We start from the raw sequence: 22,707 nt of genomic DNA, 5'->3' as shown, positions 1-22,707 counted from the left end.
TCAGCGTCGCCGACCGCCCCGACCCTGTGGTGTTCAGCTCGCCTGGAGCGTCACGTCGTCGATGACGAAGCTGGTCTGCAACGAGGCGTCCTCGGTGCCGGTGAACTTGAGCGTCACCGTCTGCCCCGCGTACCCCGCCACGTTGAACGACCGCTGCGTGTAACCCGCCGCCGCGTTCAGGTTCGAGTACGTCGCCAGGGTGGCCGTGCCCACCTGCACCACCAGCCGGTCGTACGCGGTGCTCGTCGTCGTCTCCGCCGTGTCGACGTGCAGCCAGAACGACAGCGTGTAGCTGGCGCAGCCCGCCGGGATCGTCACCGACTGCGACAACGTGTCGGTGCGCGTCGAGCCGTACCCCACCAGCCACGCCTTGTACGAGCCGGTCCGCGCCGGCTGGTCGGCGTCGTTGGTGATGACGCCCGACGACGCCGTCCACGGCGAGGACCCGCTCTCGAACCCGCCGTTGCCGATGAGCTGCCCACCGGCGCACCCGCCGCCGCCACCGACGGTCAGGGTGTAGCTGGCCGTACGCGAGACGCCGCCGGAGCCCGCGCCGGTGACCGTGACGGTGTAGGTGCCCACCGCGGCCGAGGCCGACGCGCTGAGCGTCATGGTGGCGGAGCCGCCGGAGGTGACCGAGGACGGGCTGAACGAGGCGGTGACGCCCGCCGGAAGGCCGGTCGCCGACAGGCCGACCGTCTGGGCCGAGCCGGCGGTGGTGGCCGTGGAGACCGTCGCCGTGGTCGACGCGCCGCGCTGCACCGAGCCCGACGTCGGGCTCACCGCGACGGAGAAGTCGTTGGTCGCCGAGCCCACGGCGGTCTGCCAGATGGCGTACGCGATCCCGTCGGCGCTGCGGTTGAGCACCGTGGCGCTGACGTTCGAGGTGGTGTCGCAGGAGCGGTGGTAGCACGGGTCGTACGCCGAGCCGGAGGTGCCGCCCCACTTGGCGGCCTGCGCCGAGGTCTTGCGGGCGCTGGCGCCCGCGGCGTACCCGGAGGTCTGGATGCCGGCCTGCGCGAAGGGGTAGTCGTCGGAACGGCCCTGGCCCTCGACGTTCTCCTCCGGCTGGATGTTCAGCGAGTCCCAGTACGCCTTGAGCGGGGCGGCCGTGGCGGAGGTGATCCGGTTGATGAAGTAGCCGCCGTTGACGGAGCCGATCATGTCGAAGTTGTAGTAGCCCTTGATGTAGCCCCGCTGGGTGGCGCTCAGCGAGCGGACGTAGAAGTCCGAACCGTTGAGGCCCTGCTCCTCGTCGGTCCACCAGGCGAACCGGACCCGCTTGGTCATCGTCGGGTTCTGCCGGGCCAGCACGAGCGCGTTCTCCAGCAGCGCCGACGAGCCGGTGGCGTTGTCGTTGATGCCCGGGCCGGCGGAGACGCCGTCGAGGTGCGAGCCGAACATGACGACCTGGTCGGCGGGCCCGCCCGGCCACTCGGCGATCAGGTTGTTCGACCGGTAGGTGCAGTCGGTGCAGACCTGCTCCGTCACCGTGTAACCGGCGGCCTGGAGCTTCGTCTTGACGTACGCCACGGAGGCCGTGTAGCCGGCGCTGCCGGCACGCCGGTTGCCGCCGTTCTGGGTGGCGATGGTCTGGAACTGCGTGAGGTGGGCCTGAACGTTGGCCACCGCGATGTCCGGCGCGGCCAGGGCCTGCGCGGCGGGCGCGGGCACGCCGGCCGCCGGGGCCGCCGACGCCGGCGCGACGGCCGTCGCCACGCCGCCGGTGAGGACGGCGAGCGCGAGCCCAGCGGTCAGGATTCTTCGCTTCATGGACACTCCTCGATAAGTGGTGGCCTGATCATGCCATCGAGGAGTGCGAATGGGCGATAGGCCCGGGCGGGCGGATCCGAGTCCACCCGCCCGCCCGGGCGCCGCCCGCTCAGGGCCGGCCCTGCGCCGCCCGCTCAGGTGCGGCGCAGCATCGCCAGGAACATCGCGTCGGTGCCGTGCCGGTGCGGCCACAGCTGCACCGTCGGCCCGTCGCCGAGGCCGGGCATCCCCGCCGGCAGCAGCGGCCGGGCGTCGACGAAGTCGACCGGCACCCCGGAGCGGCGGGCCGCCTCGGTCACCGTCACGTGCGTCTCCACCGTGTGCGGGGAGCACGTGACGTAGGCGACCAGCCCGCCCGGACGGGCCGCGCGCAGCGCCGCGGCCAGCAGCTCGCGCTGCAACCGGGTCAGCGGCGGCAGGTCCGAGGGCTGGCGTCGCCACCGGGACTCCGGCCGGCGACGCAGCGACCCCAGCCCCGTGCAGGGCGCGTCGACGAGCACCCGGTCGAAGTGCCCCTCCGGCAGCTTCGGGTCCGCGCCGACGGTGCGGCCGTCGGTGTGCAGCACGGTCACCGGCAGGCCCCGGGTGGCCTGCTCGACCAGCCGGGCCCGGTGCTCGGATACCTCGACCGCGGTCAGCCGCGCGTCGCGTTGGGCGGCGAGGGCGCCGAGCAGGCCGGACTTGCCGCCCGGGCCGGCGCACAGGTCCAGCCAGCGGCCGTCCGGACCGTCGAGCGGAGCCACCGCGAGGGCGTTGGCCACCAGTTGGGAGCCCTCGTCCTGCACGTGGGCACGGCCCTGCGCGAGCGCCGGCACGTCGCCGGGCGCCCCGCCGGAGAGATAGACGGCGTACGGCGAGAAGGCCCCCGGTGCGCCGCCGGTCTGGTCGGCCAGCTCCGCCGGGTCGGCCAGCCCGGGCCGCGCGCACAGGTGCACGGGCGGACGCTCGTTGTCCTCGATCAGCAGCCGGGTCGTCTCGCCGAGGTCGCCGCCGAGCGCCTCGGCGAAGGCCCGCACGATCCACTGCGGATGGCTGTACGTCAGGGCGAGGTGCCCGATCGGGTCGCTCTCGGCCGACGGGGCCAGCTTGGCCACCCAGGCGTCGGCGTCCCGTCCGGCGACCTCGCGCAGCACCGCGTTGGCGAAGCCCGTCGCGCCGGCGCCCACCGACTTGACCAGGTCGACGGTCGAGGAGACGGCGGCGTGCGCCGGCACCCGCGTGTGCAGGAGCTGGTACGCCCCGAGCCGCAGCGCGTCGCGCACCGGCGGGTCGATGCGCTGCACGTCGCGCCCGGCGGCGTCGCCGAGGATCGCGTCGAGGGTGCCGAGGTGGCGCAGCGTGCCGTAGGTCAGCTCGGTGGCGAAGGCGGCGTCGCGGCCGACCAGTCCCGCGTCGCGCAGCAGCGACGGGAGCACCAGGTTGGCGTACGCGTCGTCGCGGTGCACCGCCGCGACCGCCTCGTAGGCCACCTGGCGCGGCAGGTCCACCGTCGGCCGGGCCATGGGGCGCCGGCCGCCGTCCCGGCGGTCACCGCCGGACCGGGCGCCCCACTGGCCGCCCCGCGCCGGCCGCTCGCCACGCTGACCGCCCGAGGGACGCTGGTCACGCCCGCCGGACCGCTCGTCGCGTCGTCCACCGTCGAAGCGTTCGCCACGCCGCTCGGCGTCGAAGCGCTCGCCACGCCGCTCGGCGGGGAAGCGGTCGCCCGAGGGCCGTTCCGATGGGCCGGTCACGCGAGCTCCTCCCCCGCGGCGACCCGGACGCCCCGCGCCCAGTCGGTCGCCGGCATCGCCCGCTTGCCCGCCGCCCGGACCTCGCCGAGCCGCACCGGGGTGGTGGCCGTGCCGGCCAGCACCCGCGACTTCTCCACCAGCAGCTCGCCCGGCTTCAGCTCCGGGCCGTCGGGCACCGGGGTGACCGGGCCCAGCTTGACGCGCTCGCCCCGGAACGTCGTCCACGGGCCGGGCGCCGGGGTGCAGGCCCGGATCCGCCGGTCGACCGCGAAGGCGGGGTCGGACCAGCGCACCCGGGCGTCCTCCACGGTCAGCTTCGGCGCCAGCGACACCCCGTCGGCGGGCTGCGGCTCGGCCCGGGCCGTGCCGTCGTCGATCGCGTCGAGGACGGCCACCAGCAGGCCGGCGCCGGAGTGGGCCAGCCGCTCCAGCAGGTCGCCGGACGTGTCGGCGGGACGGATCTCGTCGGTCAGCGTGCCGTAGACCGGGCCGGTGTCCAGCCCCTCCTCCAGCTGGAACACGCTCGCCCCGGTCAGCTCGTCGCCGTGCAGCACGGCGTGCTGCACGGGCGCGGCACCGCGCCAGGCGGGCAGCAGCGAGAAGTGCAGGTTGATCCACCCGTGGCGGGGGATCTCCAGGGCCGCCGGCGGCACCAGCGCGCCGTAGGCGACCACGGGGACGCAGTCGGGGGCCAGCTCGCGCAGCCGGTCCTGGAACTCCGGCTCGCGGGGCCGGGCGGGGGTGAGCACCTCGATCCCGTGCTCGTCGGCCCATGCCCCCACCGGGGAGCGGGCCAGCCCGCGACCGCGCCCGGCGGGGGCGTCCGGCCGGGTGACCACGGCGACGAGTTCGTGCCGGGAGGCCGCCACGGCGGCCAGGGCGGGGACGGCGACGGCCGGCGTGCCAGCGAAGATCACGCGCACGGGCTCACCGACCCAGGCCGAAGGGGCTGCCGGAGGCGTGCGGGTTGAGCTTGACCGTCGGCGGGGCGCCCGGGTCGTACCACTCCGCCTGGCGGATCGCCTTCATCGCCTCCTTGCGCCCGGCCGGGTCCAGCCGGTCCACGAAGAGCACCCCGTCGAGGTGGTCGGTCTCGTGCTGCACGCAGCGCGCCATCAGGCCGGTGCCGACGATCTGCATCGGGTCGCCGTAGCCGTTGAAGCCCTTGGCGATGACGTTCTGCCGGCGCTTGGTGTCGAAGTAGAGCCCGGGGATGGACAGGCAGCCCTCGGGGCCGTCCTGCTCCTCGGCGTCGGGAAACTCCAGCACCGGGTTGACCAGGTGGCCGACCACGTCGTCGACGTCGAAGGTGAACACCCGCAGGCCCACACCGAGCTGCGGCGCGGCGAGGCCGGCGCCGTTCTGCTCACGCATCGTGTCGGTCAGGTCGGCGATGAGCTTGCGCAGCTCGACGTCGAAGTCGACCACCGGGTCGGCCGGCGTGCGCAGCACCGGATCTCCGAACAGACGGATGGGCTGGACGGTCACTCGGCATTGCTCCTTCGGCGGGCGGACTGCTGCCGTACCAGTCTACGGAGTGCCGCCGGCCGCCCCGGCCGGCGTACCGTGACGCGGCGCGGGCGGCGGGGTGTCGATGGTCACCGGCAGGCTCTCGTAGCCGCGCAGGACCAGCCTGGACCGGTGCCGCGGCGGGGCGGCGAGGGCCAGTCCGGGCAGCCGGCGCAGCAGCTGCGGGAAGGCGACCTGCGCCTCCAGCCGGGCGAGGCCGGCGCCGAGGCAGAAGTGCGGGCCGGCGCCGAAGGACAGCGGGTGGCTCTGGGCCCGCCACGGGTCGAAGCGCTCCGGCCCGGGGTAGCGCCGGGGGTCCCGGTTGGCGGCGGCGAGCAGCAGCAGCACCCAGCCGTCCGTGGGCACCTCGACGCCGCCCACGGTGACCGGCGCGCCGGCCAGCCGGGTGGTGAGCTGCACCGGCGGGTCGAAGCGGAGCAGCTCCTCGACGTACGCCGGGGCGAACTGCGGGTGCCCGCGCAACGCGTCGGCCGCGCGCGGGTGCGCCAGCAGGACCGCCAGGCCGTTGCCGAGCAGGTTGGTGGTCGTCTCGAAGCCGGCGACCAGCAGCACCACCAGGTTGGCCAGCAGCTCGTCGCCGGAGAGCCGCTCGCCGTCGGTGTCGTGCACCCGCACCAGCGCGCTGGTCAGGTCGTCGGCCGGGGCGCGCCGACGGGCCGCGACCAGCTCGGCGAAGTAGTCGCGCAGCTCGACCGCGCCCCGGTCGGCCACGGCCAGCTCCTCCGGCGTGATCACCGGCTCCAGCACCCCGGTCAGGTCGGCCGCCCAACGCCGGAACAGCGGCCGGTCCGCCGCCGGTACGCCGAGCAGCGCGCAGATCACCCCGACCGGCAGCGGGTAGGCGAACTCGGCCAGGAAGTCGACGGGCTCGCCGCCGGCGCCCCGCCGCAGCATGGCGTCGATCAGCTCGTCGGCCTGGGCCGCCACCACGTCGCGCATCGCGGCGATCCGGCGCGGGGTGAAGGCGCCCGCCGCGAGCCGGCGCATCCGGCTGTGGTCGGGCGGGTTGGTGCGCAGCATCGACCGGGAGATCGACGCGATGGCGGGGCTGTCCCGCCAGCCCGGCAGGAACCGGTCGCGCAGCGCGTCGTCGAGCACCCCGAGCCGGGGATCGCGGAGCAACTCGTCGGCCTCGGCGTAACCGGTCACCGCGTACATCGCCGGGCCGGCCTGGACCACCGGCCCGAAGGCGCGCAGCCGCTCGTACGCCGGGTAGGGGTCGATCCGGCCCTGCGGCGACATGAGCAGCGCGACGGTGTCGGCGGCGTCCATGGTCGGCCTCCCGTCCGTAGCCGAGAGACCCATCATGCCCCCGACGGCCGCATCCGGCTGTCCTGCGGGGCACGGACGCCGGCACCCGCCTCCCCACCCGGGGCGGCGCGGGGTGGCGTGCGGCGGCGCGGGGCTCAGACGCCGGTGCCCGGCTCCCCGGCCAGGACCGCGTCGCCGCCGAGCAGGGCGTGCTCGGGCAGCGGCAGCTCGATGGAGTGGGCGGCCTCCCAGTCGTGGATCAGGCCGGGGCGCGCCTGGGCGGCGAAGTAGTCCACCGCGCTCATCCCGCCGACCACCGGCTCGTCCACCTCGGCGACGAGCAGCGCCGGCACCAGGTGGAAGCCGCTCTGCAGGGCGGCGCTGAGGCGGCGGTGCCCGTCGACGACGAAGAAGTACTCGCCGGTGTAGCCGATCCGCAGCGGCTCCAGCGCCTCGTCGCCGGCGGCGGCCACCTCGCCGACGAACTCCGAGTCCCACAGGTCGCGCAGGTGGGCGACGTCCTCGGTCGGGTAGACGCGGGCCGGGTCGAGCAGCAGCAGCGGCGGCGCGTCGCGCAGCACGTGCGCGCCCAGCCGGCCCTCGTACGCGTCGATGATGTGCTCGATGACCTCGGCGGCCGAGGCGCGGGTGGTGTCGCAGACCAGGTCGTAGTTGCGCAGCCGGGCCTTGTCCACGCCGTAGCGGACGATGAACCGGCCCCGCTCGCTCTCGCTGCGCTCGCGCAGCTTGGCCTTGGCCTCCTCCATCGAGGCGTAGCTCTCGGCCGGGCCGGAGGGGCGGGCGAGCACCCGTCGGGCCGCCTCGCCCGGCTCGGTGATCATGTGCACCTTGAGCGCGTCCGTGAAGAAGTGCCAGGCCAGCCGGGAGTCCATGACCAGCCGCTCGCCCGAGGCCGCGATGTCGCGCTGGAGCTGGTCGACGTAGCCGTCGACGGCCTGGTCCAGCTCCGCGTGCAGGTTGAGCTGGAGGGCGGTCATCTGCCGCTCCTGCGCCATCTGCCGGTAGAGGTCGCCGACGCTGACCCGGCGCAGGCCGAGCCGCTCGGCGATCTCCACGGAGACGGTGCTCTTGCCGCTGCCGAGGTCACCATTGAAGACGATCGACTGACGAACGGTCACGACTGGTCCACCCCTGCTCACCGGCTGTTTGGCATCATCGACATCGCGCCGGACCGACGCGCTCCCGCCATCGTCGCGCGAGCCCGCGACGGCCCCGGCTCGGCACCTGCGGCGCCGCGCCGCGACCTGGAGCCGTCGTACGCCCGGGCATGACGGGCGATGCTATCACCCGCGCGGCGACGCCCCGCCGCACACGGCGTGCGACGACGGGCCAGGTCGGGCGGTCGGGCACCCCGCCCACCCGTCAGAAGAGGGCCAGCGGGTCGACCTGGAGACGGACCGGGTCGACGGCCTTGCGGGCGGCCCGCACCCCGGCCGCCGAGTGCAGCGCGTCGGCCAGCGCGGCGGCCCGGGCCCGGGGCACCCGCACCAGCATCCGCTCCCGTTCCCCGTCGGCCGGCACCGGCCCGAGCAGCTCCGCCTCCGCCGGCAGCCGCGCCTCGGCCAGCAGATCGGCCACCGCGGCGGGCGCGCCGGTCACGCTCGCCATCCGCACCGCCGGCGGGAAGCCCAGCTCCCGCCGCTCGGCCAGCTCCCGGGCGGCGAACCAGCCCGCGTCCCAGCGCAGCAGCGCCTGCACGGGGGCCAGCGCCCCGTCGGCGACCACCACGACCCGGCCGCCGGCGGCGGCGGGGCGGGCCAGCGCGGCGGCCGCCAGCCAGCGGCGCAGCGCCTCCTCCCCCGCCCGCAGGTCGGCCCTGGTGAGCAGGGCCCACGAGTCGAGCAGCAGCACCGCCCCGAAGCCGCCCTCGGCGACCGGCTCGGCGCCGGGGGTGGCGATGACCAGGCCGGCGCCGCCCGGGACCGTGGCCAGCACCTCCTCCCGCCCGGAGGTGCGCACCGGCACGCCGGGAAAGGCCCGGCCCAGTTCCTCGGCCGTGCGCCGGGCGCCGGTGACGGAGGCGCGCAGCCGCCGCCCGCCGCACTCCGGGCAGGCGTACGCGGCGGCGACCCGCCCGCACCAGCGGCAGGCGGGGGTGCCCTCGGCCGACGGCAGCGCGAGCGGCCCGGCGCAGTGCGGGCACCGCGCCGGGGTGCGGCACTCGGCGCAGGCCACCGAGGGCAGGTAGCCGCGGCGGGGCACCTGGACCAGCACCGGCAGGTCGGCCCGCAGCGCCTCCCGGGCGGTGGTCCAGGCCAGGCTGGGCAGCCGGGCGGTGGCCGCCCCGGGGTCCCGGGCCAGTTGCGGGTCGTCGCCGGTGGGTGCGATCGCCGGCATCCGGGCCCGTACGGTCGCCCGGTCGGCCACCACCTCGCGGGCCCAGCCGGTCTCCACCAGCAGCTGCGCCTCGGCGGTGCGGGTGAACCCGCCCACGATGGCGGCGGCGTCGGCGAGCTGGGCGCGGGTGAGCAGCACCTCCCGGGCGTGCGGGTACGGGGCCCGGGGCTCGGCGTGCAGGTCGTCGCCGTCGTCCCAGATCGCCACCAGCCCGAGCCGGGCGACCGGGGCGAACATCGCGGCCCTGGTGCCGACGACCACCGCCACGTCGCCGCGCCGGGCGGCCAGGAAGGCCCGGTAGCGCCGGGCGGGACCGAGCGCGGCGGAGAGGCTGACGTGCCGCCCGGGGCCCAGGGCGTCGTGCAGGGCGGCGTCGAGGCGGTCCAGGTCGCGGTTGTCGGCGACGACCAGCACCGCGCCCCGGCCGCCGGCCACGGTGGCGGCGGCGGCCTCGGCGTACCGGGCGGGCCAGTCCTCCCCGGGCAGCGCCGACCAGACCGCCCGGGGGGCCCGCCCGGCGGCGAGTGCCCGGAGCAGGGCCGGGCCGGCGGGATAGTCCGGCCAGCCGTCGGCACCGGGCCCGTCCGGCGCGTCGGGCACGGGCCCGTCTGCGGCGGCGCGGGCGCGCACGTCCTTCTCCACCCGGGCGTGCCGGGGCGGGACGGCGAGGCGGAGCACGTCGGCGAGGCTGCCGGCGTAGCGGTCCGCGACCGTCCGGGCCAGCCGGGCGACCTCCGGCGCGAGGACCGGCTCGGGCGAGACGACCTTCTCCAGGTACGCCAGCCGGCCGGTGTGCCCCGAGTCGTCGGCCCGCTCCAGCAGCCAGCCGTCGACGAGCTGACCGGCGAAGCGGACCTTCACGCGCACGCCGGGGACGGCGTCGGCGTCCAGCTCGGCCGGCACGAGGTAGTCGAAGGGGCGGTCCAGGTGGGCCAGGGGCACGTCGACGCAGACACGAGCGACCGGCGACCCGTTCGCGGGTCGCCGGTCGCTGCGCCTGGTGCCGGTCAGGCTCCCGCGGCCGACTTGAGGTCGGCGGCCCGGTCGGTGCTCTCCCAGGTCAGCTCCGGCAGCTCCCGGCCGAAGTGGCCGTAGGCGGCGGTCTGCTGGTAGATCGGGCGGAGCAGGTTGAGGTCCCGGATGATGGCGGCCGGGCGCAGGTCGAAGACCTCGGAGACGGCCTTCTCGATCGAGGCGACCGGCACGGTCTCGGTGCCGAACGTCTCGACGAAGAGGCTGACCGGGTGGGCCTTGCCGATCGCGTACGCGACCTGCACCTCGCACCGCTCGGCCAGGCCGGCGGCGACCACGTTCTTGGCGACCCAGCGCGTCGCGTACGCCGCCGAGCGGTCCACCTTCGACGGGTCCTTGCCGGAGAACGCGCCGCCGCCGTGCCGGGCGTAGCCGCCGTAGGTGTCAACGATGATCTTGCGACCGGTCAGGCCGGCGTCACCCATCGGCCCGCCGATCTCGAACCGGCCGGTCGGGTTGACCAGCAGCCGGTAGCCCTCGGTGTCGAGCCCGAGGCCCTCCAGCTCGGGGCCGATGACGTGCTCGCGCACGTCGGGGGTGAGCAGCGAGTCCAGCGAGATGTCGGCGGCGTGCTGGCTGGAGACGACCACCGTGTTGAGCCGGACGGGGCGCAGCCCCTCGTACTCGATCGTGACCTGGGTCTTGCCGTCGGGCCGCAGGTACGGGATCGTGCCGTCCTTGCGGACCTGGGACAGCCGCCGGGCCAACCGGTGCGCGAGGGCGATCGGCAGCGGCATCAGCTCCGGTGTCTCGGAGCAGGCGAAGCCGAACATCATGCCCTGGTCGCCGGCGCCCTGCGCGTCCAGCGCGCTCTCGGACGCACCGGTACGCAGCTCGAAGGCGTTGTCGACGCCCTGCGCGATGTCCTCCGACTGGGCGCCGATGGAGACGCTGACGCCGCACGAGGCGCCGTCGAAGCCCTTCTTCGACGAGTCGTAGCCGATGTCGAGGATGGTCCGCCGGACGATGGTCGGGATGTCGGCGTACGCCTTGGTGGTCACCTCGCCCGCGATGTGCACCTGACCTGTGGTGATCAGGGTCTCCACGGCGACGCGGCTGCGCGGATCCTCGGCGAGCAGGGCATCGAGGATGCCGTCGCTGATCTGGTCAGCGATCTTGTCCGGGTGGCCTTCCGTGACCGATTCGGAAGTGAAGAGGCGGCGTGTCACGGCACTCCTAAATTGTGGAAGTCGTTCCGCGGCAGTGTAGTCATCCGCGGCAGGGCCTGGCCCCTTCGGTCACATCCGGTTCCAGCCGTCAGGAACGGCCGGGCAACCGGGCGACCACGAGGTCCCAGACACCGTCGGCGAGGTCCTCCTTGGACCGCTCGGGCATCCGGCTGACCGAACCGTCCGCGCCGATGACCGTCGCCGCGTTGGTCTCGGCGCCGAAGACCTTGTCGGACCCGACCTCGTTGATCACGACGAGGTCCGCCCGCTTGCGGGCGAGCTTGGCCCGGCCGTTGGCCTCGGCGTCGCCGGTCTCCGCGGCGAACACCACCAGCACCTGTTCCGGGCGCCGGCGTCGGCCCAGCTCGGCGGCGATGTCCGGGTTGGTGACGAGCTCGATGGTGGGTGCGCTGCCGTCGTCCGACTTCTTGATTTTGCCAGTCGCGTACGTCGCGGGACGGAAATCGGCCGGAGCCGCCGCCATCACCACCGCGTCGGCCTCGGCCGCCGCCGCCAGCGTCGCGTCGCGCAGCTCGCCGGTGGTGCCGACCCGGACCAGGTCGACGCCGGCGGGATCGGGCAGCGAGACGTTGGCCGAGATCAGGGTGACCCGGGCGCCCCGGGCCACCGCGCAGCGGGCGAACGCGTAGCCCTGCTTGCCCGAGGAACGGTTGCCCAGGAAGCGGACCGGGTCGAGGGGCTCGCGGGTGCCGCCGGCGGTCACCACCACGTGCCGTCCGGCCAGGTCGGCGGGGGCCCCGACGCCCCTGGCGAGGGCCCGGCGGGCGACCGCGAAGATCTCCGCCGGGTCGGGCAGCCGGCCCTTGCCGGTGTCGGCCCCGGTGAGCCGGCCGACGGCGGGCTCGACGACGCGTACGCCACGGGCGCGCAGGGTCGCGACGTTGGCGACGGTGGCCGGGTGCTCCCACATCTCCGTGTGCATGGCCGGGGCCAGCACGACCGGGCAGCGGGCGGTCAGCAGCGTGTTGGTGAGCAGGTCGTCGGCGAGGCCGTGGGCGGCCTTGGCCAGCAGGTCGGCGGTGGCCGGCGCGACCACCACCAGGTCGGCCTGCTGACCGAGCCGGACGTGCGGCACCTCGTGCACGTCCGACCAGACGTCGTCGGCGACGGGCTGGCCGGAGAGCGCCGCCCAGGTCGGGGCGCCGACGAAGCGCAACGCCGAGGCGGTCGGCACGACCCGGACCTGGTGGCCCGACTCGGTGAAGAGTCGCAGCAGCTCACACGCCTTGTAGGCCGCGATGCCACCGCCGACCCCGAGGACGATCCGGGGGGACATCGACGCGCGGCGGGTTACGGCTGGTCGGTCGGCTCGGCGGTGAGCAGGCCCGCGTTGATCTCGCGCATGGCGATGGAGAGGGGCTTCTCCTGCGGCGTGGTCTCGACCAGGGGGCCGACGTATTCCAGCAGGCCCTCGCCGAGCTGGCTGTAGTAGGCGTTGACCTGGCGCGCACGCTTGGCGGCGAAGATCACCAGCGCGTACTTCGAGGTCGTCTTCTCGAGGAGCTCGTCGATCGGCGGGTTGGTGATGCCTTCGGGGTTTGCGATGGATCCCACGAATTAACCTCTGCGTCTATCGCACCGCACGCGGCGGTGCTGGCGGTCCACCGCGTGCGGGCGGTGGCGCCGGAGCCAGGAAAGAAGAACCGGACAAGCCTACCAGCTCGTCGACGACCCGCCCGGTGAGGTCGTGCGCGAGGGTGTGTTCGAAGGCGGCCGGCGTGGCCTGCGCGGGGATGTTCCCCGGCGGGTGCAGCAGCACCAGCCGGGCGTCGGGCAGTACCGCCCGGACCAGCAGCGCGCCAGGGAGGTCGAGGCCGATCAGCACCGGTTGCCCGGCGGCGAGCCGCGACCGCAGCGGCGCGAGGGGGGTGCCGCGCCGGTGGGGCCCGGCCCGGCTCCACTCCAGCAGCTCCCCGGCGGCGACCATCCGGTCGAACTCGGCGGGGGTCAGGAAGAGCCGGTCGACGCCGTCCAGCTCGCGCTCCCGGCGCGGGCGCGTGGTGGCCGGCACCGGGACCCAGACGGATGGAGAACGCGCCCGGACGCGCTCGACGACACTCTCCGTGCCGGAGCCCGAAGGCCCCGTCAGGACAGTGAGCCGAGCCGCCGGGCGCGCCTCGTCATCCGTGCTCACTGCTTGTTTCTACACGCAGCCAGCCTCAGTTGGCGGCGAACTCCCCAAGCAGTGCCTTGCGCTGCTGCTCGCCGAGGCCACGCAGGCGACGGCTGTCGGCGATCTTGAGCTTCTCCATGATCTGGGTGGCCCGGATCTTGCCGATACCCGGCATCGCCTGCAGTACGGCGGAGACCTTGAGCTTGCCGACGACGTCGTCGGACTCGGCACGCTCGAGGACGGCTCCGAGGGTGGTCTTGCCCTGCTTGAGCTGCTCCTTCAGCTCAGCACGGGCCTTGCGGATCTCCGCGGCCTTCTCCAGCGCGGCAGCACGCTGTTCGGGGGTCAGTGACGGGAGCGGCACCAGTTCTCCTCAGGTCCCTATAGCGACGGGCGGGACGCACCGCCGCATCTGTGAAACGTGGTGTCGCTGTGAACCAAGGGGTCCGTGGTTCCCAGCGCGGGGAAAACTAGCGTTCGTCGGCGCATTCGGCAACGTGGACGCGCGATGATCTTTACAAAGGTGACCGAGCCGTCAGTCAGTCACCAGTGGCGAGGGCGGCCCGACAGTCGGTCAGCGCCCGGTCGGCGGCGGCGCGCAACGCGTCCGGATCCGGGCCCGCGCCCAGCACCTCGCGCGAGTACGAGGGCAGCACCGCGGGCAGGGCGGAGCCGAAGACGACGCGCAGATCCGCCGCGGTCCCGCCCTGCGCCCCGAGGCCCGGGGCGAGCAGTGGACCGTTCACCGCGGAGAGGTCGTGACCGGTGTCACCGATGGTCGCGCCGACCACCAATCCGACGCTGCCGAGCGGCTGCGCACCCGCGTTGAGCTGGGAAATCTCGTCGATGACGGTCTGCGCGACGGTGCGCCCGTCGGCGGTGCGGGCGCGCTGCACGGCGGCGCCCTCGGGGTTGGAGGTGAGCGCCAGCACGAAGACCCCGCCGCCGTGCTCGGCGGCCAGTTCGAACATCGGCGCGAGCGCGCCGACACCGAGGTACGGGCTCGCGGTCACCGCGTCCACATGGACCGGGCTGGATGGATCGAGGTACGCGGAGGCGTACGCGGCGACCGTCGAGCCGATGTCGCCGCGCTTGACGTCAAGCAGAACGAGTGAGCCGGCCTCGCGTAACTGTCGGATAGTTGACTCAAGAATCTCCATGCCCTTAGAGCCGAACCGCTCGAAAAAGGCCGACTGGGGCTTGACCACCGCGACCCGGTCACCGAGGGCTTCCGTGACCGTCCGGGCGAACCGGTCAAGGCCCCGGACGTCGTCGTCGAGCCCCCAGCGGGCCAGCAGCCCCGGGTGCGGGTCGATGCCGACGCAGAGCGGTCCCCGCTCGGTGACGGCCCGGTGCAGGCGGGCGCCGAAGCTCTCCATCCGGTTCTCTCCCTCTCCTCGGCGCCCCGGGGCGTCCGCCGCCGGGGCACGCTCCTGTCGCGGGCGGCGCGCGCCGCCCACGTACGGCCGCCGGACCGTGACCGGCGGCTCAGCCGGCGCGCACCGCGGCGGCGACCCCGGCGGCGATCCGGGCCAGGTCGGCGTCGTCGGTGACGTACGGCGGCATGGTGTAGACCAGGTCGCGGAACGGCCGCAGCCAGACCCCCTGGGCGACCGCGGCGGCGGTGGCGGCGGGCAGGTCCACCTCGTGGTCGAGCTGGACGACGCCGATCGCGCCGAGCACCCGCACGTCGGCCACCCCCGGCGCGCCGCGCAACGGCTCCAGGCCGGCCCGCAGGCCCGCCCCCACCCTCGCCACCTGCCCCGCCCAGTCCCCGGCCCGCAGCAGGCCGAGGGAGGCGTCGGCGACCGCGCACGCCAGCGGGTTGCCCATGAACGTCGGGCCGTGCGCCAGCACGCCGTCGGCGGAGATTCCCCGGGCGACCTCCGCCGTGCAGAGCGCGGCGGCCAGCGTCAGGTACCCGCCGGTGAGCGCCTTGCCGACGCACATCACGTCGGGCACGACCCCGGCGTGCTCGGCGGCGAACATGGTGCCCGTCCGGCCGAAGCCGGTGGCGATCTCGTCGAAGATCAGCAGCACCCCGTGCGCCCGGGTCACCTCGCGCAGCACCCGCAGGTAGTGCGGGTGGTGGAAGCGCATGCCGCCGGCGCCCTGGACCACCGGCTCCACGATCACGGCGGCCAGCTCGTGCGCGTGCCGCTCGACCGCCTCGACGAGGGCGGCCTCGTAGGCCGCATCGGGCGGGGTGTCGAAGCCGCCGGGCGGCACGGGGGCGAAGACCTGCCGGGGCAGCACGTCGCCCCAGAGGTGGTGCATGCCGCCCTCGGGGTCGCAGACGCTCATCGGGTGGAACGTGTCGCCGTGGTAGCCGCCCCGCCAGGTGCCCAGCCGGCGGCGCTGCGGCCGGCCGGTGGCGCGCTGGTACTGCAGGCACATCTTGACCGCCACCTCGACGGCGACCGAGCCGGAGTCGGCCAGGAAGACGTGCTCCAGCCCCTCCGGCGCCAGCTCTACCAGGGTGGTCGCCAGGCGGACCGCGGGGGCGTGGGTGAGCCCGCCGAACATCACGTGGCTCATCCGGCCGAGCTGGTCGGTCACCGCCGCGTCGAGCACCGGGTGCCGGTAGCCGTGGATGGCCGCCCACCACGACGACATCCCGTCGACCAGCTCCCGGCCGTCGGCCAACCGCAGCCGTACGCCCTCGGCGCCCTCGACCACGTAGGGCGCGCTGGCCGGCGGCAGGGCCGCGTACGGGTGCCAGACGTGCGCCCGGTCGGCGGCCAGGATCTCCTCGGGTGTCACCCGTTCGACCCCGCGGCGCGGGCGGCGGCGCGGACCAGGGCCGGGCCGCGGTAGATGAAGCCGGTGTAGAGCTGCACCAGGGCGGCGCCGGCGTCGAACATCCGGGCCGCCGCGTCCGGGTCCACGATGCCCCCGACGCCGATCACCGGCAGCCGTCCCCCCGCCTCCCGGTGCACGAAGGCGACCACCTGGCGGGCACGGTCGGCGAGCGGGCGACCGGACAGCCCGCCGGTCTCCGCGCCGCGCGCCCGGTCCGCCGGGGCGAGACCGTCGCGGGCCAGCGTGGTGTTGGTGGCGATCACCCCGGCAGCGCCCCGGGCCAGGCAGACCTCCAGCAGCTCGGCGATCGCCGGCTCGGTGAGGTCCGGGGCGATCTTCACCAGCACCGGCTTCTCCCCCACCAGCGCCGCCAGGATGGCGTCCAGGTGCGCCCGGTCCTGCAACGAGCGCAGGCCCGGGGTGTTCGGCGAGGAGACGTTGACCGCGAAGTAGTCGCCGTGCGCGCGCAGCGCCCGGTACGAGGCGAGGTAGTCCTGCACCGCCTCGTCCAACGGGGTCACCTTGGACTTGCCCAGCGAGATGCCCAGCGGCACCCCGAGCGGGCGGGGCAGCGCCGCCAGCCGCGCCGCCAGAGCCTGCGCGCCGGCGTTGTTGAAGCCCATCCGGTTCACCACGGCCTCGCTGTCGCGCAGCCGGAACAGCCGGGGCCGGGGGTTGCCCGGCTGCGGGTGCGCGGTGACCGTGCCGACCTCGACGAAGCCGAAGCCCAGCGCCGGCCAGGCCGGCAGGGCCGCGCCGTCCTTGTCCATCCCGGCGGCGAGCCCGACCGGATTGGGGAACTCGACGCCGAACACGGCGCGCGGCGCCCGGACGGCGTAGCGGGCCCGCAGCACGGCCAGCGCCGCCGGCCGGCGGGACAACCCCGCCAGCCGACGCAGCGTCCACTCGTGCGCGGCCTCGGCGTCGCCGCCCCCGATCCGGAACAGCCCCGGCCGCACGGCGCGCTCGAACATCACGACCGACCACCCCCGTCGATCATGAGGTCGCCGCCGCGACCCGCAGCGCCGGCCGACAGCGACCTCATGATCGACGCGTACGGGCGGGGGCGACCGGTCACTGCGCGGCCCGCAGGGCGGCGTGCAGCGCGGCGTGCAGTTCCTGGAGCGGGCGGACCTGCATGTCGCCCCGCATCCGCGCCTCGATGCCCATCACCGCCGCCGCCGCGCCCGGCACCGTGGTGATGCACGGGATGTCCGCCGTGACGGCGGCGCTGCGGATCTCGTAGCCGTCGGAGCGGGCGCTCGCCCCCGAGCCCTGCGGGGTGTTGATCACCAGTGCCACGTCGCCGCCCAGGATCAGCGACACCGCGTCCTCGCCCCCGCCGGACTCGTAGTGCTTGCGGATCTGCTCGCAGGCGATGCCGTGCCGGCGCAGCACCTCCGCCGTGCCGGTGGTCGCCACGATCTCGAAGCCGAGGTCGGCCAGGCGCATGATCGGGAAGATCATGCCGCGCTTGTCGCGGTTGGCGACCGAGACGAAGATCTTCCCGGTGGTCGGCAGCGAGCCGTACGCGGCCGACTGCGACTTGGCGAAGGCGTGCCCGAAGGCGGTGTCGATGCCCATCACCTCGCCGGTGGACTTCATCTCCGGGCCGAGCAGCGAGTCCACGCCCTTGCCGGTGGGCGTACGGAAGCGCTTGAACGGCAGCACCGCCTCCTTGACCGCGATCGGGGCGCCGGCCGGCAGCGAACCGCCGTCCCCGCTCGCCGGGAGCAGCCCCTCGGCGCGCAGCTCGGCGATGGTGGCGCCCAGCGCGATGCGGGCGGCCGCCTTCGCCAGCGGCACCGCCGTGGCCTTGGAGACGAAGGGCACCGTGCGGGACGCGCGCGGGTTCGCCTCCAGCACGTAGAGCATGTCGTCCTTCAGCGCGTACTGCACGTTGAGCAGGCCGCGCACCCCGACGCCCCGGGCGATGGCCTCCGTGTAGCGGCGCACCTGGGCCACGTGCGAGCCCGCCAGGGTGATCGGCGGCAGCGAGCAGGACGAGTCGCCGGAGTGGATGCCGGCCTCCTCGATGTGCTCCATCACCCCGCCGAGGTAGACCTCCCCGTCGGCGTCGCAGAGCGCGTCCACGTCGATCTCGATGGCGTCGTCGAGGAAGCGGTCGACCAGCACCGGGTGGTCCGGGGAGATCTCGGTGGCCCGCCCGATGTAGTCGCGCAGCGTGGCGTCGTCGTAGACGATCTCCATGCCCCGCCCGCCCAGCACGTACGACGGACGCACCAGCACCGGGTAGCCGATCTCGTCGGCGATGGCCTTCGCCTCGTCGTACGAGGTCGCCATGCCGTGCGCCGGGGCGCGCAGCCCGGCCCGGGCCAGCACCGCGCCGAACGCGCCCCGCTCCTCGGCCAGGTGGATCGACTCCGGGGAGGTGCCGACGACCGGCACGCCCGCGTCCTTCAGCCGCTGCGCCAGGCCCAGCGGGGTCTGCCCGCCGAGCTGCACGATCACCCCGACCACGCCCGGCCCGCCGGCCGCGCGGCCGGAGGAGTCCTCGGCGTGCCAGACCTCCAGCACGTCCTCGAAGGTGAGCGGCTCGAAGTAGAGCCGGTCGGCGGTGTCGTAGTCGGTGGAGACGGTCTCCGGGTTGCAGTTGACCATCACCGTCTCGTAGCCGGCCCCGCCCGCCCCACCGAGCGGCGCGCTGCGCAGCGCCTGTACCGCGTGCACGCAGGAGTAGTCGAACTCGATGCCCTGGCCGATCCGGTTCGGCCCCGAGCCCAGGATGATCACCTTCGGCCGGGCCGACGGCACGACCTCCGTCTCCTGGTCGTACGTCGAGTAGTGGTAGGGCGTGGTCGCCTCGAACTCGGCGGCACAGGTGTCCACCGTCTTGTAGACCGGGCGGACGTCGAGGCGGTGCCGCAGCGTCCGTACGCCGTCCTCGGCGGCCAGCTCCGGGCGCAGCGCGGCCAGCTGCCGGTCCGACACGCCGGCCCGCTTGGCGCGACGCAGCAGTTCGGCGTCGAGCACCGGGGCGTCCACGATCTCGGCGCGCAGCTCGACGAGGGCGGCGATCTGGTCCAGGAACCACGGGTCGATCCCGCCCGACGCGGCGGTCACCTCGGCGATCGAGGCGCCGAGACGCAGCGCCCGCTCGACGGTGTAGAGCCGTCCGTCGTGCGGCATCCGCAGCGCGTCGAGGGTGTTCTCCTTCGTCGCGCCGGCCGGGTCGGCGCCCGTCGCGGCAGCGACGTCCTCATCCGGCACGGTCCAGAATCCGGCTGCTTTAGTCTCCAGCGAGCGCATCGCCTTGTTCAGCGCCTCGCTGAAGTTGCGGCCCAGGCTCATCGCCTCGCCGACGGACTTCATCGTGGTGGTCAGCTCCGGGTCGGCGCCCGGGAACTTCTCGAACGCGAACCGGGGGATCTTCACCACCACGTAGTCCAGGGTCGGCTCGAACGCCGCCGGGGTCTTCAGGGTGATGTCGTTGGGGATCTCGTCGAGGGTGTAGCCGATGGCCAGCTTCGCGGCGATCTTCGCGATCGGGAAGCCGGTGGCCTTGGAGGCGAGTGCCGACGACCGCGACACCCGGGGGTTCATCTCGATCACCACGATCCGGCCGTCGGCCGGGTTGACGGCGAACTGGATGTTGCAGCCGCCGGTGTCCACCCCGACCTCGCGCAGCACCGCGATGCCCAGGTCGCGCAGCCGCTGGTACTCCCGGTCGGTGAGCGTCATGGCCGGGGCGACGGTGACGCTGTCGCCGGTGTGCACGCCCATCGGGTCGAGGTTCTCGATCGAGCAGACGACCACGACGTTGTCGTGCCGGTCGCGCATCAGCTCGAGCTCGTACTCCTTCCAGCCGAGCACGCTCTCCTCGATGAGCACCTCGTGCACGGGGCTGGCGGCCAGCCCGTCGCCGGCGATGCGGGCCAGGTCCTCCGGGGTGTGCGCCATGCCGGAGCCGAGGCCGCCCATGGTGAACGACGGCCGGATCACCACCGGCAGGCCCAGCTCGGCGACCGTCGCCTCGACCTCCGCCATCGAGTGGCAGACCCGGGAGCGGGGCACCAGGCCCGCCGGGTCGTCGAGCCCCAGGCGTACGCCGGCCTTGGCGACGATGTCCTTGAACAGCTGCCGGTCCTCGCCGCGGTTGATCGCCTCGATGTTGGCGCCGATCAGCTCCACGCCGTACTTCTCCAGCACGCCGGCCTCGTGCAGGGCGACGGCGGTGTTCAGCGCGGTCTGCCCGCCGAGGGTGGGCAGGATCGCGTCGGGGCGCTCCTTGGCGATCACCAGTTCGACGAACTCCGGGGTGATCGGCTCGACGTACGTGGCGTCGGCGAACTCCGGGTCCGTCATGATCGTCGCCGGGTTCGAGTTGACCAGGCTGACCCGGATCCCCTCGCTGCGCAGCACTCGGCAGGCCTGGGTGCCGGAGTAGTCGAACTCGCAGGCCTGCCCGATCACGATCGGCCCGGAGCCGATGACCAGGATGTGCTTCAGATCGGTCCGCTTAGGCATGTGTGCGCCCCTCGCTGTGGGTCCGGCCCTCGATGAGCTCGGCGAAGCGGTCGAAGAGGTAGTCCGCGTCGTGCGGACCGGCCGCCGCCTCCGGGTGGTACTGGACGGTGAAGGCGGGCACGTCCTTCGCCCGCAGCCCCTCGACCACGTTGTCATTGAGGCAGACGTGGCTGACCTGGACGCCACCGAACTCGGTCTCGATCACCGCGTCGGGTACGACCGCGCCGTGGCGCGCGCCGGGGACCTCGACCGCGAAGCCGTGGTTGTGGCTGGTCACCTCGACCTTGCCGGTGACCCGGTCGAGCACCGGCTGGTTGATCCCCCGGTGGCCGTAGCCGAGCTTGTACGTCCCGAAGCCCAGCGCCCGGCCGAGGATCTGGCTGCCGAAGCAGATGCCGAACAGCGGCACCTCGCGGCGCAGCACCTCCCGAGCCAGGGCCACCGGCCCGTCGGCGGTGGCCGGATCGCCCGGCCCGGGCGAGAAGAAGACCGCGTCCGCGCCGGTGGCGAGCAGGTCGTCGATGGTGGAGCCGGCCGGCAGCACGTGGGTGGTGACCCCACGGGCGGCGAGCCGGCGCGGGACGTTGCGCTTGATGCCCAGGTCCAGCGCGGCGACCGTGAAGCGGTGCTCGCCCTCGGCCGCCACCACGTACGGCTGCGCCGTGGTGACCTCGGCGGACAGGTCCGCGCCGACCATTTCGGGAGCCTGCCGCACCCGGGCCAGCAACGCCCGGGGGTCGGTCTCGACGCTGGAGATGCCGACCCGCATCGCGCCGCGCTCGCGCAGGTGCCGGGTCAGCGCCCGGGTGTCCACGCCGCTGATGCCGACCACGCCCTCGGCGGACAGCCGCTCCTCCAGCCCACCCGTGGCCCGCCAGTTCGAGCCGATGCGGGCCGGGTCGCGGACCACGTAGCCGGCGACCCAGATCCGGCCCGACTCGTCGTCCTCGCCGTTGACGCCGGTGTTGCCGATGTGCGGGGCGGTCTGCACCACCACCTGACGGTGGTAGGACGGGTCGGTCAGCGTCTCCTGGTAGCCGGTCATGCCGGTGTTGAAGACCGCCTCGCCGAAGGTCTCCCCGACGCTGCCGTACGCCTCGCCGTGGAACGTCCGCCCGTCCTCCAGGACGAGGATCGCGGGCCTCCGCTTGGTCATAGAAGTGCCTTTCCGTCCAGGACCGTCGGCTCGCCGCGCAGGAAGGTCGCCACGATGCGACCCGGCAGCGTCATGCGGGCGTACGGGGTGTTGCGGCTACGGCTGGCCAGTTCCGCCGGCTCGATGGTGCGGCGGGCGGCCGGGTCGACCAGGGTGAGGTTCGCCGGTACGCCGGGCGCCGGGTCGAGGCCGTGCTCCTCCAGCCCGGCGATGCGGGCCGGGGCGCGCGACATCCGCTCGGCGATCAGGTCCCACTGCGGACCGAGCACGTCGAGGGCGATCGACAGCGCCGTCTCCAGGCCGAGCATGCCCGGCCGGGCGTACGCCCACTCGCACTCCTTGTCCTCCACGGCGTGCGGGGCGTGGTCGGTGGCGACGACGTCGATCACGCCGTCGACCAGGGCCGCCCGCAGCGCGGCGATGTCGGTCGCGGTGCGCAGCGGCGGGTTGACCTTGTAGACCGGGTCGTAGGTCTCGGCCCGCTCGTCGGTCAGCAGCAGGTGGTGCGGGGTCACCTCCGCGGTGACCCGGATGCCGCGCGCCTTGGCCTGGCGCAGCACCTCGACGCTGCCGGCGGTGGAGACGTGGCACACGTGCAGGCGGCTGCCGACGTGCTCGGCGAGCAGCACGTCCCGGGCGATGATCGCCTCCTCGGCGACCGCCGGCCAGCCGGTCAGGCCGAGGCGGGTCGAGACCTCGCCCTCGTGCATCTGCGCGCCCTCGGTGAGCCGGGGCTCCTCGGCGTGCTGGGCGATGATCCCGTCGAACGCCTTCACGTACTCCAGCGCCCGGCGCATCAGCCTCGGGTCGGCCACGCAGTGCCCGTCGTCGGAGAAGATCCGCACCCGGGCCGCCGAGTCCGCCATCGCGCCCAGCTCGGCGAGGTACTCGCCGGCCAGGCCGACGGTGACCGCGCCGATCGGCTGCACGTCCACCAGCCCGGCCTCCCGGCCGAGCCGCCAGACCTGCTCGACCACGCCGGCGGTGTCGGCCACCGGCGAGGTGTTGGCCATGGCGCAGACCGCCGTGTAGCCGCCGAGCGCCGCCGCCCGGGAGCCCGACTCGACGGTCTCGGCGTCCTCCCGGCCGGGCTCGCGCAGGTGGGTGTGCAGGTCGACCAGGCCGGGCAGGGCGACCAGCCCGGTGCCGTCGACGACGGTCGCCTCCGGGGCGGTCAGCCCGGCGCCGACGGCCGCGACGACGCCGTCGCGGATCAGCACGTCGGTCGGCGCGGCGCCGACGACGCTGACGTTGGAGATCAGGTACGAGCTCACCGGTTGT

At 74.5% G+C, this 22,707-nt stretch carries 18 protein-coding genes; all 18 read right to left on the bottom strand.

Going from position 1 to position 22,707, the window contains the following annotated elements:
* Nucleotides 1-33 precede the first annotated feature (33 nt).
* The gene (locus CLT72_RS01880; protein WP_101409245.1) at nucleotides 34-1,773 is read right to left on the bottom strand and encodes a M28 family peptidase; all 1,740 of its coding nucleotides are present in this window, start codon (nucleotides 1,771-1,773) and stop codon (nucleotides 34-36) included.
* A 134-nt stretch (nucleotides 1,774-1,907) separates the two neighbouring features.
* A complete protein-coding gene (locus CLT72_RS01875; protein WP_350820705.1) occupies nucleotides 1,908-3,506 on the bottom strand; it encodes an RsmB/NOP family class I SAM-dependent RNA methyltransferase in 1,599 nt (532 codons plus the stop codon).
* Nucleotides 3,503-4,429, bottom strand: a complete 927-nt coding sequence (gene fmt, locus CLT72_RS01870) for a methionyl-tRNA formyltransferase (protein WP_101409244.1) — start codon at nucleotides 4,427-4,429, stop codon at nucleotides 3,503-3,505. The genes CLT72_RS01875 and fmt overlap by 4 nt, the downstream gene beginning before the upstream one ends.
* Before the next feature lie 4 nt (nucleotides 4,430-4,433).
* Nucleotides 4,434-4,994 (bottom strand): peptide deformylase, encoded by a 561-nt coding sequence (gene def, locus CLT72_RS01865; protein WP_101409243.1) that lies wholly within the window; start codon nucleotides 4,992-4,994, stop codon nucleotides 4,434-4,436.
* A gap of 42 nt (nucleotides 4,995-5,036) precedes the next feature.
* Nucleotides 5,037-6,308: a cytochrome P450 gene (locus tag CLT72_RS01860; RefSeq protein WP_101409242.1), complete on the bottom strand. Its 1,272-nt coding sequence runs from the start codon at nucleotides 6,306-6,308 to the stop codon at nucleotides 5,037-5,039.
* 134 nt (nucleotides 6,309-6,442) lie between these two features.
* Nucleotides 6,443-7,426: an AAA family ATPase gene (locus CLT72_RS01855; RefSeq protein ID WP_101409241.1), complete on the bottom strand. Its 984-nt coding sequence runs from the start codon at nucleotides 7,424-7,426 to the stop codon at nucleotides 6,443-6,445.
* A gap of 244 nt (nucleotides 7,427-7,670) precedes the next feature.
* Entirely contained in the window at nucleotides 7,671-9,656 is a 1,986-nt protein-coding gene (locus CLT72_RS01850; RefSeq protein ID WP_101414877.1) for a primosomal protein N', read from the bottom strand.
* A complete protein-coding gene (metK, locus tag CLT72_RS01845) occupies nucleotides 9,653-10,846 on the bottom strand; it encodes a methionine adenosyltransferase (protein WP_089000957.1) in 1,194 nt (397 codons plus the stop codon). Before metK ends, CLT72_RS01850 begins: the two co-directional genes overlap by 4 nt.
* Nucleotides 10,847-10,934: 88 nt before the next feature.
* On the bottom strand, nucleotides 10,935-12,143 hold the full coding sequence (gene coaBC, locus CLT72_RS01840) for a bifunctional phosphopantothenoylcysteine decarboxylase/phosphopantothenate--cysteine ligase CoaBC (RefSeq protein WP_101409240.1): 1,209 nt from the start codon (nucleotides 12,141-12,143) through the stop codon (nucleotides 10,935-10,937).
* Nucleotides 12,144-12,157: 14 nt separating this feature from the next.
* A complete protein-coding gene (gene rpoZ, locus CLT72_RS01835; RefSeq protein WP_007075826.1) occupies nucleotides 12,158-12,421 on the bottom strand; it encodes a DNA-directed RNA polymerase subunit omega in 264 nt (87 codons plus the stop codon).
* Between the two features lie 16 nt (nucleotides 12,422-12,437).
* On the bottom strand, nucleotides 12,438-13,001 hold the full coding sequence (locus tag CLT72_RS01830; RefSeq protein WP_101409239.1) for a nucleoside/nucleotide kinase family protein: 564 nt from the start codon (nucleotides 12,999-13,001) through the stop codon (nucleotides 12,438-12,440).
* A gap of 25 nt (nucleotides 13,002-13,026) precedes the next feature.
* Entirely contained in the window at nucleotides 13,027-13,344 is a 318-nt protein-coding gene (mihF, locus tag CLT72_RS01825) for an integration host factor, actinobacterial type (RefSeq protein ID WP_007458370.1), read from the bottom strand.
* A gap of 175 nt (nucleotides 13,345-13,519) precedes the next feature.
* A complete protein-coding gene (gene pyrF, locus CLT72_RS01820) occupies nucleotides 13,520-14,359 on the bottom strand; it encodes an orotidine-5'-phosphate decarboxylase (RefSeq protein ID WP_101409238.1) in 840 nt (279 codons plus the stop codon).
* A 109-nt stretch (nucleotides 14,360-14,468) separates the two neighbouring features.
* Complete coding sequence (locus CLT72_RS01815; protein WP_101409237.1) at nucleotides 14,469-15,743, bottom strand: adenosylmethionine--8-amino-7-oxononanoate transaminase; 1,275 nt, start codon at nucleotides 15,741-15,743, stop codon at nucleotides 14,469-14,471.
* Nucleotides 15,740-16,759, bottom strand: coding sequence for a quinone-dependent dihydroorotate dehydrogenase (locus CLT72_RS01810; RefSeq protein ID WP_101409236.1), 1,020 nt, complete (start codon nucleotides 16,757-16,759; stop codon nucleotides 15,740-15,742). Before CLT72_RS01810 ends, CLT72_RS01815 begins: the two co-directional genes overlap by 4 nt.
* A 97-nt stretch (nucleotides 16,760-16,856) precedes the next feature.
* Nucleotides 16,857-20,270, bottom strand: a complete 3,414-nt coding sequence (gene carB / locus CLT72_RS01805; RefSeq protein WP_101409235.1) for a carbamoyl-phosphate synthase large subunit — start codon at nucleotides 20,268-20,270, stop codon at nucleotides 16,857-16,859.
* On the bottom strand, nucleotides 20,263-21,426 hold the full coding sequence (carA, locus tag CLT72_RS01800) for a glutamine-hydrolyzing carbamoyl-phosphate synthase small subunit (RefSeq protein WP_101409234.1): 1,164 nt from the start codon (nucleotides 21,424-21,426) through the stop codon (nucleotides 20,263-20,265). Before carA ends, carB begins: the two co-directional genes overlap by 8 nt.
* On the bottom strand, nucleotides 21,423-22,700 hold the full coding sequence (locus CLT72_RS01795; protein ID WP_101409233.1) for a dihydroorotase: 1,278 nt from the start codon (nucleotides 22,698-22,700) through the stop codon (nucleotides 21,423-21,425). The genes carA and CLT72_RS01795 overlap by 4 nt, the downstream gene beginning before the upstream one ends.
* Nucleotides 22,701-22,707: the final 7 nt, after the last annotated feature.

The sequence above is a fragment of the Micromonospora sp. CNZ309 genome (genome assembly GCF_002846525.1).
The sequence above is the reverse complement of the archived record's forward strand: the minus strand, read 5'-3'. Positions and strand labels throughout refer to the sequence as shown.

Coding starts and splice junctions, on each gene's coding strand:
- CLT72_RS01880 (WP_101409245.1), bottom strand. CDS start 1,773: ATGAAGCGAAGAATCCTGACCGCTGGGCTCGCGCTCGCCGTCCTCACC.
- CLT72_RS01860 (WP_101409242.1), bottom strand. CDS start 6,308: ATGGACGCCGCCGACACCGTCGCGCTGCTCATGTCGCCGCAGGGCCGG.
- coaBC (WP_101409240.1), bottom strand. CDS start 12,143: ATGTCCCCCCGGATCGTCCTCGGGGTCGGCGGTGGCATCGCGGCCTAC.
- pyrF (WP_101409238.1), bottom strand. CDS start 14,359: ATGGAGAGCTTCGGCGCCCGCCTGCACCGGGCCGTCACCGAGCGGGGA.
- carB (WP_101409235.1), bottom strand. CDS start 20,270: ATGCCTAAGCGGACCGATCTGAAGCACATCCTGGTCATCGGCTCCGGG.
- carA (WP_101409234.1), bottom strand. CDS start 21,426: ATGACCAAGCGGAGGCCCGCGATCCTCGTCCTGGAGGACGGGCGGACG.